Origin of the sequence: Listeria monocytogenes ATCC 19117 (assembly GCF_000307025.1) — a bacterium.
In the GTDB taxonomy this organism is placed as follows: Bacteria; Bacillota; Bacilli; order Lactobacillales; family Listeriaceae; genus Listeria; species Listeria monocytogenes_B.
The window spans coordinates 389871-402839 of record NC_018584.1 but is presented as its reverse complement, the minus strand read 5'-3'; the positions used below and the strand labels follow the sequence as shown (position 1 = coordinate 402839).

Annotated in this window: 16 protein-coding genes and 3 pseudogenes; 6 read left to right on the top strand and 13 right to left on the bottom strand. The window is 36.8% G+C overall.

From position 1 onward, the window contains the following. Nucleotides 1-6 precede the first annotated feature (6 nt). Genes LMOATCC19117_RS01925 through tkt form a run of 3 tightly spaced genes read left to right on the top strand, consistent with a single transcriptional unit; the run spans nucleotide 7 to nucleotide 3473 of the window. Nucleotides 7-771 carry an SDR family oxidoreductase gene (locus LMOATCC19117_RS01925; RefSeq protein ID WP_003723195.1) on the top strand — a complete coding sequence of 255 codons (765 nt, stop codon included), beginning with the start codon at nucleotides 7-9 and terminating at the stop codon, nucleotides 769-771. A 46-nt stretch (nucleotides 772-817) separates the two neighbouring features. Beyond that, nucleotides 818-1474, top strand: coding sequence for a fructose-6-phosphate aldolase (gene fsa / locus LMOATCC19117_RS01920; RefSeq protein ID WP_003734814.1), 657 nt, complete (start codon nucleotides 818-820; stop codon nucleotides 1472-1474). A 1-nt stretch (nucleotide 1475) separates the two neighbouring features. Then, nucleotides 1476-3473 (top strand): transketolase, encoded by a 1998-nt coding sequence (tkt, locus tag LMOATCC19117_RS01915; RefSeq protein ID WP_003734815.1) that lies wholly within the window; start codon nucleotides 1476-1478, stop codon nucleotides 3471-3473. A gap of 119 nt (nucleotides 3474-3592) precedes the next feature. Here tkt and LMOATCC19117_RS01910 read toward each other — a convergent pair whose 3' ends face one another. From LMOATCC19117_RS01910 to LMOATCC19117_RS01890, 6 genes and pseudogenes are all read right to left on the bottom strand, one after another. Beyond that, nucleotides 3593-3781, bottom strand: a complete 189-nt coding sequence (locus LMOATCC19117_RS01910) for a DUF6440 family protein (protein WP_003724274.1) — start codon at nucleotides 3779-3781, stop codon at nucleotides 3593-3595. 43 nt (nucleotides 3782-3824) lie between these two features. Beyond that, nucleotides 3825-4196, bottom strand: coding sequence for an inorganic diphosphatase (locus LMOATCC19117_RS01905; protein WP_003728153.1), 372 nt, complete (start codon nucleotides 4194-4196; stop codon nucleotides 3825-3827). Nucleotides 4197-4412: 216 nt separating this feature from the next. Further along, complete coding sequence (locus LMOATCC19117_RS01900) at nucleotides 4413-4685, bottom strand: hypothetical protein (RefSeq protein WP_003731762.1); 273 nt, start codon at nucleotides 4683-4685, stop codon at nucleotides 4413-4415. A 105-nt stretch (nucleotides 4686-4790) separates the two neighbouring features. Beyond that, nucleotides 4791-5162, bottom strand: coding sequence for a hypothetical protein (locus LMOATCC19117_RS01895; RefSeq protein ID WP_003731763.1), 372 nt, complete (start codon nucleotides 5160-5162; stop codon nucleotides 4791-4793). A 122-nt stretch (nucleotides 5163-5284) separates the two neighbouring features. Beyond that, a pseudogene (locus LMOATCC19117_RS15015) lies at nucleotides 5285-5383 on the bottom strand (ribonuclease P); the annotation flags it as partial. After that, nucleotides 5384-5666: pseudogene (locus tag LMOATCC19117_RS01890) on the bottom strand (DUF3130 domain-containing protein). A gap of 162 nt (nucleotides 5667-5828) precedes the next feature. On the opposite strand from LMOATCC19117_RS01890, the pseudogene LMOATCC19117_RS01885 reads away from it, so the two are divergent. After that, nucleotides 5829-6263, top strand: a pseudogene (locus LMOATCC19117_RS01885) (ParA family protein); the annotation flags it as partial. A 16-nt stretch (nucleotides 6264-6279) separates the two neighbouring features. Beyond that, nucleotides 6280-6747: a hypothetical protein gene (locus tag LMOATCC19117_RS01880; protein ID WP_003734818.1), complete on the top strand. Its 468-nt coding sequence runs from the start codon at nucleotides 6280-6282 to the stop codon at nucleotides 6745-6747. A 570-nt stretch (nucleotides 6748-7317) separates the two neighbouring features. Here LMOATCC19117_RS01880 and LMOATCC19117_RS01875 read toward each other — a convergent pair. Continuing rightward, nucleotides 7318-7959 carry an NAD(P)H-binding protein gene (locus tag LMOATCC19117_RS01875; protein ID WP_003728159.1) on the bottom strand — a complete coding sequence of 214 codons (642 nt, stop codon included), beginning with the start codon at nucleotides 7957-7959 and terminating at the stop codon, nucleotides 7318-7320. A gap of 118 nt (nucleotides 7960-8077) precedes the next feature. Here LMOATCC19117_RS01875 and LMOATCC19117_RS01870 point away from each other — a divergent pair, with 118 nt between their 5' ends. Then, complete coding sequence (locus LMOATCC19117_RS01870; protein ID WP_003734819.1) at nucleotides 8078-8623, top strand: TetR/AcrR family transcriptional regulator; 546 nt, start codon at nucleotides 8078-8080, stop codon at nucleotides 8621-8623. Between the two features lie 211 nt (nucleotides 8624-8834). Here the strand turns inward: LMOATCC19117_RS01870 and LMOATCC19117_RS01865 are convergent, their stop codons facing one another. From LMOATCC19117_RS01865 to LMOATCC19117_RS01840, 6 genes are all read right to left on the bottom strand, one after another. Next, the gene (locus tag LMOATCC19117_RS01865; RefSeq protein WP_003734820.1) at nucleotides 8835-9095 is read right to left on the bottom strand and encodes a hypothetical protein; all 261 of its coding nucleotides are present in this window, start codon (nucleotides 9093-9095) and stop codon (nucleotides 8835-8837) included. Between the two features lie 378 nt (nucleotides 9096-9473). Then, on the bottom strand, nucleotides 9474-9890 hold the full coding sequence (locus tag LMOATCC19117_RS01860; protein ID WP_003734821.1) for an Imm70 family immunity protein: 417 nt from the start codon (nucleotides 9888-9890) through the stop codon (nucleotides 9474-9476). 5 nt (nucleotides 9891-9895) lie between these two features. Continuing rightward, nucleotides 9896-11551, bottom strand: coding sequence for an LXG domain-containing protein (locus tag LMOATCC19117_RS01855; RefSeq protein WP_014929022.1), 1656 nt, complete (start codon nucleotides 11549-11551; stop codon nucleotides 9896-9898). Then, on the bottom strand, nucleotides 11548-11916 hold the full coding sequence (locus LMOATCC19117_RS01850; protein WP_003734823.1) for a hypothetical protein: 369 nt from the start codon (nucleotides 11914-11916) through the stop codon (nucleotides 11548-11550). The genes LMOATCC19117_RS01855 and LMOATCC19117_RS01850 overlap by 4 nt, the downstream gene beginning before the upstream one ends. After that, nucleotides 11917-12201, bottom strand: coding sequence for a DUF3130 domain-containing protein (locus LMOATCC19117_RS01845; protein WP_003734825.1), 285 nt, complete (start codon nucleotides 12199-12201; stop codon nucleotides 11917-11919). It abuts the gene before it with no gap. Between the two features lie 212 nt (nucleotides 12202-12413). Next, complete coding sequence (locus tag LMOATCC19117_RS01840; RefSeq protein WP_003724264.1) at nucleotides 12414-12938, bottom strand: flavodoxin domain-containing protein; 525 nt, start codon at nucleotides 12936-12938, stop codon at nucleotides 12414-12416. Nucleotides 12939-12969: the final 31 nt, after the last annotated feature.

Genomic DNA, 12969 nt, shown 5'->3' with positions numbered 1-12969 from the left:
TGAAAAATGACTTTTAAAGGTTTTGATAAAGATTTTAACATTACAGACAAAGTAGCCGTGGTAACTGGGGCAGCAAGCGGGATTGGTAAAGCAATGGCAGAACTTTTTTCCGAAAAAGGAGCTTATGTTGTCTTGCTTGATATTAAAGAAGATGTAAAAGATGTCGCAGCAAAAATCAATCCATCAAGAACGCTAGCACTTCAAGTCGATATTACGAAGAAAGAAAACATCGAAAAAGTCGTTGCCGAAATCAAAAAAGTCTATCCAAAAATCGATATTTTAGCCAATTCAGCTGGTGTCGCACTTCTCGAAAAAGCAGAAGATTTACCAGAAGAGTACTGGGATAAAACAATGGAACTGAACTTAAAAGGTTCGTTCCTAATGGCGCAAATTATCGGTCGCGAAATGATTGCAACTGGCGGCGGTAAAATCGTTAATATGGCCTCTCAAGCTTCTGTTATTGCACTTGATAAACACGTTGCCTACTGCGCTAGTAAAGCAGCGATTGTTTCTATGACGCAAGTGCTAGCAATGGAATGGGCGCCTTACAACATTAATGTCAATGCGATTTCCCCAACCGTTATCTTGACGGAACTTGGCAAAAAAGCTTGGGCAGGTCAAGTCGGCGAAGACATGAAAAAATTAATTCCAGCCGGTAGATTTGGTTATCCAGAAGAAGTTGCCGCATGCGCCCTCTTTTTAGTAAGTGACGCAGCGAGCCTTATTACTGGGGAAAACCTAATTATCGACGGTGGTTATACGATTAAATAAAGTATTCAGCTTTAAAGTTCAGCTGAGAGAATGGAGCGAGTAAATAATGAAATTTTTCTTGGACACAGCAAGCGTATCGGAAATAAAACGAATTAGCGAACTTGGTTTAGTGGACGGTGTGACAACCAATCCAACCATCATCGCAAAAGAAGGGCGACCATTTGAAGAAGTAATCAAAGAAATTTGTTCTATCGTAGACGGTCCAGTTAGCGCAGAAGTTATCGGCCTCGAAGCAGACAAAATGGTAGAAGAAGCTCGAATTCTAGCAAAATGGGCGCCAAATGTAGTAGTAAAAATTCCTATGACGGAAGAAGGTTTAAAAGCAGTCCATACCCTCACAGCTGAAGGCATTAAAACAAATGTTACGCTTATTTTCACTGTTTCCCAAGGATTAATGGCTGCAAAAGCTGGCGCGACTTATATTAGCCCGTTCTTAGGAAGACTAGATGATATTGGTACAGACGGAATGATTTTAATTAAAAACTTGAAAAAAGTGCTTGATAATTATGGTCTAAAAGCAGAAATCATTTCAGCAAGTATCCGCCATATCGGGCATTTAGAACAAGCCGCTGAAGCCGGAGCACATATCGCGACTATCCCAGGAAGCCTTTTCCCGAAACTTTGGTCTCATCCTTTGACTGATAAAGGTATTGAAGGATTTTTAAAAGATTGGGAAGCGTTCAGTCAGAAAGAAGGCAATTAATATGAGCAGAATTGATGAACAAATGGTTAACTCGATTCGCGTATTATCAATGGATATGATTGAAAAAGCGAACTCCGGACATCCCGGTTTGCCGATGGGAGCCGCACCAATGGCTTTCTCGCTTTGGAAAAATCATTTAAAATTCAATCCAGAACACCCAACTTGGTTTAACCGCGATCGCTTCGTTTTGTCAGCTGGTCACGGTTCGGCAATGCTTTATAGTTTGCTACATTTATTTGGTTATGATTTACCAATGAGCGAGCTGAAAAACTTCCGCCAAACTGGTAGTAAAACGCCCGGTCATCCTGAATTCGGTCATACGGTTGGTGTCGATGCAACTACCGGTCCACTTGGTCAAGGTTTCGCAATGGGAGTTGGGATGGCGATGGCCGAGGCTCACCTTGGCGCCAAATTTAACCAACCTGAATTCCCGGTTGTTGACCATAATACCTACGTGCTATGCGGAGACGGCTGTTTGATGGAAGGCATTTCCTACGAAGCCGCATCCCTTGCTGGTCATTTAAAACTGGGAAAATTAGTTGTTTTATATGATTCGAATGATATCTCACTGGATGGCGATTTAAACGAGTCTTTTTCAGAAGACATCGAACTCAGATTCCGAGCAGCCGGTTGGCAAACGCTACGTGTGGACGACGGAAATGACTTAGATGCGCTTGATGCAGCAATCCATCTCGCAAAAACCGAGAAATCCCGCCCTACTTTAATCGAAGTGAAAACGGTCATCGGTTACGGTAGCCCTGGTAAAGCCGGAAAATCGGCGGCACACGGCTCCCCACTTGGCGAAAAAGAACTCAAACTTGCAAAAGAAGCTTACGATTGGCAAATGCCACCTTTTGAATTACCAAAAACTGTCGAAAATCAGAAAGAATTTTATCATTCTAAAGGTCGCGCGAGTGAAAGCAGCTGGCTCCGGACATTCAATGCTTACAAACAAAAATATCCAGCACTCGCAGAAAGTTTGCAACAATTAATGGATGATAATTTGGATGCGGATTGGGATGCAGAACTTCCTGTCTTCGATGAAAATGCGGATAAAGCCGTTGCAACCCGTGAAGTATCAGGAATTGTTCTACAAGAATTGGAGAAAAAACTGCCTAACCTATTTGGTGGCGCGGCCGATTTGGCCTCCTCCAATAAAACCCATTTAAAAGCTAGCGAACGGTTTGCTCCAGGTAACTATGCCGCCAAAAATATCTCATTCGGCGTCCGCGAGTTCGCAATGGGAGCAGCAGTCAACGGAATGACGCTTCACGGCGGTGTTCAAGCTTTCGGCGCAACCTTCTTCGTATTCTCGGATTATCTACGTTCCGCGATTCGTTCAGCAGCTTTAATGGGCATTCCATCCACTTTCATCATGACCCATGATTCCATCGCAGTCGGTGAAGACGGTCCAACGCACGAACCAATCGAGCATCTCGCATCCTTCCGCGCCATGCCGGGACTTCACGTCATCCGACCAGCTGACGGCAACGAAACCGTCGAAGCATACCGCTATGCCTTTACTCAAAAAGAACAACCAACCATGCTCGTTCTTAGCCGCCAAAACCTGCCAATTTTACCAAATAGTGCAGCAAAAGCGCAAACCGGACTTGCAAAAGGTGCTTACATCTTAGCCGATTCCCCGCTTGATAAACTAGATATTATCTTACTCGCTTCTGGATCCGAAGTACACCTAATGACAGCTGTCAGAGATAATCTCGCTAAAAAAGGCTTCGGAGCACGCGTAGTCAGCATGCCAAGCTTTGATTTATTCGACAAACAAAGCCCTGAATATAAAGAGTCCGTTTTACCAAAAGCAGTGAAAAATCGCTTCGCCGCAGAAATGGGCGCATCATACGGCTGGCACAAATACCTCGGCGACACAGGCCAAATCCTCGCGATTGATTCGTTTGGTATGTCTGGCCCGGGAGATGAGCTAGCAAGACGATTTGGCTTTACTGTAGAGAACTTGACGGAGCTTGCGTTGAAGCAGTTGTAGGTATGGAATAAACTTTTTAACAGTAACCAATCAAGTACTCGGGCATAAAAAAGCAGGCATTCTCTATTTAGAAAGAAGAGAATGCCTGTATTTATTTGACTAGAAATCAATTTCCCACTTTACTCAGCGCCATTAAGCTTAGATAAATCAGCAAGTAGCGGTTTCCCATCTGCATCCAAAAGTGGTGACATTCCACCCGCATAACCAGACAAATGGTAAACATATTGCACACCGGTTTCTTTATCAACCCAAATTTCCATAATGTTGAGTTTTCCTTGGGTATAAATTTTTTCAAATCTTTCTTCCATTGTTTTCCGCCTCCTGTTTTAAGGTTGCACGCTTTATTCCACCCTAAATCAATTTAATTTCCGAATCAAAATATTGCTCAATAAAATGTACTTTCTCTCTAATTTCCTCTATGGTGAAATCCTCATTCGGGGCTGCGACCACCCATTTATCTTCCACGTCATCATTTCGGGTAATCACCGCAATTAAATCTCCTTGAAACGTATCAATTGGCTCAGAGATCTCTCTCGATAAAACATACACATCCTGTTCTTCCCCGTCACCACCAACGACACCTTCCACAAACCCATAATTCAGCGGATAGACATTGCCGAATTTGTCGACATAACCTATAGGGCGATCTATGGTTACTTTTAGAGTCTGTTTTTTTGTTTTAGAAAGTTGAGTTTTATGGATTAATTGTTTACGTGAAACCATATGATTTTCTCCTTTCTAAGTTTTTTATTTCAAAATTTGAATGAAGTCTCTTTTTATATGCCTTCTTTCCCCTGCTCCAAACGATTTTGCAAAACTTTATCTAGCCTACGCTCGAAAAGAAGATGCTATATAATCAGTTATATTTACATTCAATTTCTTCTGTTATTGGGATTGGTATAACTCAACTCTTCAAAGCTATCCTGTTTTAATTATAATTCAAGCTAAAGCTTCTAAAGAACGAGTCACTTCTTCTCTAATTTGCTTTTCACTGTAGTAAACATTAGGTAATTTCAAATCTTCTTCGCTATCAGAGAATCTAGCAGCCATATCAGACACATTCCCTAAAATTGTGTATTCATCCTTGGACAATTCATCATAATCTATTTCTAAATCAAAAATTTTTATAAACTGATTTATAAAGGTATTAATCTCTATTTCTCCATTATCCATTCCATTTAATAAAAAGTATAGTTGTTCTTTTTTTGTCATAATAATTCTCTTCCAATATTTGATATTAACAGTTTCTAATATTTATGCAATTATAGAAATTCCCTTTTGACAATTAAATCTATTGATTAAAGAAATCACCAAATTTTATGATTCGCAGTATATCTGCAACCTGTCTACTTCAAAAGAAATATAATGCCCTACTAAATGTTCATAGTCTTCCAATAAGTCACTTGTAATGAAAAAACCTACATCCAATACGTTATCCTCTAATAACTCCCCCCAAAGCATGTAACTAAAATTGTTAAGGTGCTCAATTCTTTTTATTTGTTCATTTTTCTGTTCTGTAATTTCTAAAAAATCATTAGTAAATATATCTATTTCTGCTTTATATTCTTCGCCTATCTCTAATTCTTGAGGCGAGGCATTAAAAGCAACTACTTTTTGATTATTAATCAAAAGTTCTACCTTCTCTTCAACAAGAGAATCAATTTTATTTACTGCTACTAAATTATCCATAAATTCCTCCTACTTAATTGGATTGATAACAGGGATATTTTCCCCTTTATTCATCATTTTCCAAAACGTTTTACCACTTTCAACATGATAAGTGGTAATTTCACCTAAATTATTAGTCCCAATTGTTTTCTTCTCGTTTGGTCGACATCCGTTTCTGCCATTATTTTCGCTTTTTTAATTTGTTGGAGTTGTTGTTCTAGTTGGCGGTGTGCGCTATCCAATTAACGCACCTCCAACTGATTGATTTTTTGTCCCATCAATTGGTCTTGTTTAGCATAAGCAATACCCATTTTCTTTAATCGGCGCATCTTGCTTGGTCACGTGTTGAAAATCTTCCACGACATCCACCAACTCAATCAAAGCCGAGCGCAATTGATCAATTGAATTGGCTCTGGAATAAGCCATGTTCCCGTTTTTTAATGGTAAGTATCTTCCCGAACTTTTACTTGCCAATTTGGTTGCGTGTTGTTGGAAGGTTACTTCGTTGACTTTTATTTCTCTCACATTCTTGCTTCCTCTCTGTCTAATGGGATTTAGTTTCATACTCTCCCATTATAACATCGCTTGAACACGGCTTTTGTGAGCGTTTTGTGAAGCTATTCGCTAAAAAACGGCTTTACAATGGCTTTTTAAGTGAATAATTTAACATTTCGTTTTATTGCTGCTATTTATATTGATGTGCCACCAACTATCTCTGATTACTCTGATAATGCCATGTTAGCCGCTGATTATTGTATTATCGTATTACAAACACAGGAATTATCCCTTGACGGAGCTCAAACATACATAGCATACATGCAATATCTTGCAGATACCTATAATTCAGAATTAGATGTTCTTGGATTAATACCTATGATGCTTAGAAAAGGTGGTCGAGTTGACCAGAAAGTTTTGGATCAAGCAAAAGAAATGTATGGTAGTAATGTATTAAATACAATTGTTAAATATCAAGAACGTCTTAAAGTCTATGATGTTGAAGGTATAACTGTTAGTTATAATGTTAATGGTAAGGTAGATATGTGGGACACTAGAGCTCACCAAGTGTTTATTGATGTATTAGATGAATTAGACGAGCATGAAATAATGCTTCAAAATATTTGAAAAGGGGTGATGTTATATGGCTAATGATGAAAAATTATCTCCAATAATTTCTAGAAAAAGAAAATCTACATTAAATTCAAAAAAAGTAGATATTGCCGGGGTAGGGGACTTCGGTAGAGACACTACACCAGTATCGTCTGTTATCAGTCAACCTAACAGCGCAAGTAAAGATAATGCGATTCCTGCTGAATATCAAAGTACTATCCCTGAAGAAACTGTCAACGTTGTCCGACAGGCAGTACCTAATGAAGTTGATTTTCGCAGAAAAGCAACTAAAACACAAAAGATGTCTTCAGACGTTATACTTAAATTAAATACTCTAAAACCATATATTAAAGATTTAGAAGAGATGGGGAGTGATGGTAATCCATCTATTAATGACATAGTAAATATGTTGTTAGATAATTATATCAATACAAAGTTATCTACACGTCAACTTCAAGGATACAAGGCAGTTTATCAAAACTTATTTGAACATCTTTAAATTATAAAAATTCTGAATTTATTATTTTATAACCTTAAAAACAGCCTAAATACTCATCTTAAAAGCACAGGAATTTTTTAACGAAAAAAATCACAGGGAGACAGAGTATACTGGTATACTCTGTCTCCCTGTGATTAGGTGATTAATATCTATCACAATTACAAATCAACTTCCGACCATAAAAGATATGAATATATTTTTATAACCTCAAAGAAGTAGACGGATATACATATAGATTTGTAGATTTCTTTTGCTTTTGAATTCTATTAAACGAACTAAAAAAATAATTTATTTACACATTTAAACCTGTGTAAATGTGTAAATAAAAATTGTTAGCCCTTATGCCCCCCAACTACTAACAGCTTGGTCTTTATCCTCATGCTTGATACCGAAGTTTAGCCTTTCGTGAGATATAACTTATACGCTTCTAAGAATCAAAAATAGCATATATACTTATATATATGCTTACACGGATAAATATATTTATATGTAGGTGAAAACGACAAGAATTATGTTATTACAACGTTTCTTGTCATTTTTTATCCTTTATGACCTCCAACTATTTCAGATTTACTTATTAAAAACGATAGGCATTCTCTTGATAAATTTATCTTGCATGCTTTCCTCTACAATAAAATTCGCGATGTTATAGCGAGATATGCTTAACTTTCCATTCTTATCTCCAAAAACGTAGTCATATCCGTTACCATTAGTTTTTAGATTAGGGTTAATGAAGCGAACTACTGTCCAATCGATGTTGGACACATAAATAATTTTCTCCATTTTTTTCATTTCTCTATATGCATTGGGATAAAGTATTTTTGCCATCACTTTTGGCAATATTGTAGTAATATGATTTTTATCTTCTTTACTAGTTAGAGTTGGTGTTCCAATTATAATCAATCGTTTTCGGTTCTGTTTATTCATTGCTGAAATTATATTTTGTAAACCATCTGCAATTGGAGTTCCCTTTAATTTACGACTCATATCCAAGCTTGGTCCTATGGCGTTAATGATAACATCAGCATTTTCAATAGCTTTATTTATTTGATCCTGTTGATGTAGCTCAGCGTATATAACATCCATCCTCATTTTCTCTATCATTTTTGAGTTTGGTCTTAGAACAGCTGTAACATTATGCCCTTTATCTATAGCGAGTTTTGTGACAAACTTACCTATGCCACCGTTTGCTCCAAAGATTGTAATATTCATTTTTCTGCCTCTCTTTCACTTTATACTATCCAACAAATGTTGTATAGTATAAGTATATGAAATTAGTATGGTGAAAACAACCAACAATATATTCGTTTTGTTGGATAGGAGTGATAAAATGAAGATGCATGATCCTCGGTATAGACGTGCAGAAGATACTATTGTTGATACTTTTTTGCATTTGCTTCGTCAAAATTCTTTTGATTCAATTTCAATTAATGAGCTTACCAAGAAAGCGAATATTAATAGAAGTACATTCTATTCTCATTACGAAGATAAAAATCATCTGTTGAAGACTGTTATCAAGACGAGCTTACATAATTATTTGGAAATTCACACGATTAATAACTTCTTGTTTGGCGAAGAGTTCATTTGGTCTATTCTAGTGCAAACTCGTGATTTTGTTGAATCGATTTCAAAGGAATGGGGCAAAGGTTTTTTATCCATAATTATGCAAATAGATATGTATATACGAGAATATCTTTATGACATTATTTATGACAAATTAATGCTAAGTTCTTACGCGAAAGAAAATCCTGAACGGAGATATCTCGCAGTTAGTTTGAGTGCTAGTATTTTTTCTGTTATTCGAGAAACACACATTAAACAGGTGAAACTAGATGATATGAAATTTAACCTGTTGCCAATGATTTATACCTTTTAAAAAAATCTCGGCTATTAAGGGCTTTTTTTGTATCGCTAATGAAGACGGGTGAGTGATAGCAGCACTTAACACGCTCTCAATGCATTCTGACGACATAGCTTCTCGCCATTTTAACCTGCTTGACTCTTGTTGCTGATCCATTTGTTCATTATGTTCGCTCAAGAAAAATACTTGCCATTTTTTATCCCTCGATCTTGATAGGTCATCAAAATCACAACCTTTCAATCGAGATTATTTCCGTATCTCGTACAATAATTCCGGATACAAGAATCGTCTTCAATGATTCATTAAATAAATAACATTTGCCCGAAACGTGATGTTCGTAACCACCACTATACGTGGTAAAAAGGAGAGAATAATCATTGTCTATAGAATCATGTATTAACTTCAAATATTGCTCCCAGCGTTCTTTAGTGACAATAGGTTGATTGACTCTCTCATAATACTTTTTCCCAATTAACATCATTTCCATGGCCAAAACCTCCAAAAATAATAAGAACATACGTTTGTATATATTATACAAACGTATGTTCTTATTTACAATGTGTCTTTTTTATCATTTTTTAGTGTTATAAGTTAATTTTTACTATTTGTTCATTACTATTCATATGTTCCTATCAGTTACACTAATATAATTATTAAACTTAATAGAACCAATAACGCTCCAAAGATATTCTTTCTTCTTTACATTTAAAAATCCCGTTGCGTGGAAAAAGGAACAACCTAATTCAATTGCTCCTTTTTCACAATGAATCCAGCTAGCTATTAGCAACTTTGTTAGGGCGTTACAGCGTACTAGTCAAGGCTTTAACACTTGATTACCATTCTCGTGATAAATTGCCTTTTTGATTTATAAATCTTTTATTTCTAAATCCACATCTTCTTCTATAGCTTCTTCCATAGCTTCTTCTAATACACTTATTAGATTGTTTCCATCAGTTGTTACAAAATATTGAGCTAAATTAGTAATATCCTTACTTATATGTGTCCCCCAAGGCGGAGTCTTGTCCAAATCTTCGGCATCCCATATAATTTTTTCAGGAGGAATTTCACCCAATCCTAATTTAATTTCTTTCAATTCCTTTAGAGCAATTTCAACTTTTTCTTTTGACAAATAACCAGCGTACATATCTTTCATTACAACAGGGAATTTGCTTCCCCAATTCATATTTTCTAAGTTTACACATACAGTTGAAAAAAATGAATGAAAGAAATCACTAGTCCCTATAGAAAACCATAAAAAATCTACTTTAATACCTACAGCCACATTATTCACCTCTTAAATATTATTTCTACTTTAACACCAGATTTGTCTAAAATTTTACTTCTAATATTTTTCAGAATATCATTCGATACGTTCTGACCTCTAACATCTATTAAGATAGTTTGTTCTGTTCCAGGTGGTAAATTAGTTAGTCTTTCTTTTATCTGTTTAGATACGTTATTAATTAAGTTGTTTTGTCCAGAACTGGTTTGAACATTATAATTTTTAACTTCTATACTATGTCCTTGTCTATACAACTCTGGGCGAGAGCTTCCTTTAGTTCCATAAGGTACTTCTTTACCATTTAAAAAAGATTTTTGAGAACCATATCCTTTATAATCCAATTCTGCATCAATTTCAGATTGACGCCAACTTGGTCTCTTTGGAATATTTTCAGCCTCAATATTCTTTCCAAGTCCACTGGCTTTCTTAATTTTCTCTAAAACGACTTTTTCTCGTTTTAAATACTCTTTCATTTTCGAAGATTCTCTAACTTTCTTACTTAATTCTATATTCTTTTGGACTGTTTTACTATCATTTTTTATGCGCTCTGAAATTTTTCCAACTTCTGGTTTTTTTACTTTCTTTACCATTATTGTTTTATTTCTAGCTGCTGCAATCCCAAACCCTAAACTTAATGTCATTTCTGTCAGTCCAGCATCATCCATCGCATCTTTTACGCTGGCCACATAGGCAGAAGACTTCAACACACCTCCGGAAAATCCGGATACTTTTTGACCATTTAAGTAATTCACGCCTTCTTTCCAACTGTCATTTACTTTCCGTTCTAGTTCTTCTCCGGAAAGATTGGTATAAAGAAGAGGATTTAATTCTTGGCCATGTTCTTCTAGGAAGTCTTGCAGTTCTCGGTTGTTTGCTCGTTTGCCATCTCTTTCCAGCAGCCACATCGTCACCGTTTCGCCTTGGTCATTCACATAAGTATAGGCAAACAAAGTATAATCTTCAAATGCTTTTGGAAAAGGATCTTTACCATTTTCTTTTCGGGCTGCTTGGAGCGCTTTATTCATTAGTAATAAGCTATTGTTGGCACTGGTTGGTACGGAGTAAGTACCCGTTTTCTCATTAAACGTAACCTGTTGTAACAATTCTTGCACCGCACGTCCGGTTGCTCGAATGAGTTCGTCTAACGCACTAAAAAACTGGCCATGACTTTGTTCAAAAGCTAAATATCTTTCTAGGATGTTCTCTTTTTCGATTGCCTTCAATAATTGTGTATGAACACTTCTTGATTTCACTGCATAGACTTGTTGCATATCCGGCTTCGTGTTCGGTGCGGTTAATTGTCGATGCAAGTCTTCTTCTTTTCGCTGTAACTGGCTAACCTTGGCCATCGCTTCTTGTAAGATTTCTGCATCAATTCTGGCAGAAGGCGAACTATCCACTTGGCTCCCGAACTCGCGAATATATTGCGCTAGTCGCTCTTCGCTTTCATCCAGTGCCTCAATGATGCTCTGGCAAATACTTGTATAGGTACTCGTAAAATACCGTTTGGAGGTACTAACTGCTTCCCCTTTTAAACGATTGTCCTGGGCGTAATCCATTGCCGCTTCTTTGATTTTTTTCATCATGGTTTTGGCTTCGGCATTACTACTTCGCAAACCGTGGAGAAAGTCATTCAATTCCGCCATATCTATCCGGCTCACTTGCTCCACTCCTTTTGCAAAGTGGCTTGTTTGGTTTCTAACGTGTGGAGCCTGTCCTTATTTTCTTGTAATTCCGTGTCTAAATCGCTTCTTTTATCCTGGAGATCACGCCTCCAAGCCTGAGATTCTTCGTGTTGTTGCTCTTCTAAAAAACGATGAAAACCACTGGCTTCTTCGCCTTGCCAGCCACTGCGTAAAAAGTCTAATAACACCAGTTTTTCTTGTGTTAATTGGTGGCTGTCCTCTTCTAACCAATCTTGTTCATTTTGTTTTCTTCTTGTTTGATCGACATTCGTTTCTGCCGTTAGCTTTGCTTTTTTGATTTGTTGGAGTTGTTGTTCTAGCTTGCTGTGTGCGCTATCCATTTAACGCACCTCCAACTGATTCATTTTTTGTCCCATCAATTGGTCTTGTTTGGCATAGGCAATACCCATTTTCTTTAATCGGCCCGCATCTTGCTTGGTCACGTGTTGAAAATCCTCCACTACGCCTACCAAATCAATCAATGCCGACCGCAATTGATCAATTGAATTGGCTCTGGAATAAGCCATGTTCCCGTTTTTCAGTGGCAAATAACTTCCCGTACTTTCACTTGCCAATTTGGTTGCGTGTTGTTGGAAGGTTACTTCGCTAACTTTTATTTCTCTCATCTGCATGCTTCCTCTCTATGTAAATCCTTCCCCCTCATTATATCACCGGTAGCACACCTCTTTTGTGAGCATTCTGTGAAACAATTCATTGAAAAACAGCTTAAAATCAGCTTTTTAAGTGAAAAAATTAACATTTCATCTTCTAACTAAGTCAATACCAAAAAGCCTCTCTTTAAAGACAGGCTTTTGGGCTATTTTCTTTTGGTTGTCAGCTACACTCTATCTAAAATACCATCTAACTTATTCAAATCAATCTGCGAATCGTCTTCATAAGCACGCACTATATCTCTTTCATTATCATTTAAGTCACTCTCTTTTTTTCTTTTTGCACTCTTATATAAAGCATTGACTAACATTTTATGTTTCAAGCGGAGTTGCTGTGTATCTAGTCTCCCTTTTAAACAAAATATGTCTTTTAATAAAAAATTAGTTTTTTGAAGGTTTTCTTTGACCGTTAATTCGATGTTATCCGTATTTTCCTTGCGTGTTGGATCATACATTCCAGCTGAAATAACGATTAATTTACTTGACAAAGTTTTATAATTTTTAGAAAACTTATCAAATCCGAGTACTTTTCCCATATAGATCGCACCAACATAAATGATTTCATCGGCTTCAACGATTGATTCAGGAATAGATTCCACAGAATACATTGGAATAGCTTTCTTCTGACTAAGCTCTGTTGCATATTTCTTACTGGTGCCGTATTGACTTGAATAAATAATCATTTTATTCATCATCTTCCTGCTCCCTTCTTTATAAGCTTCC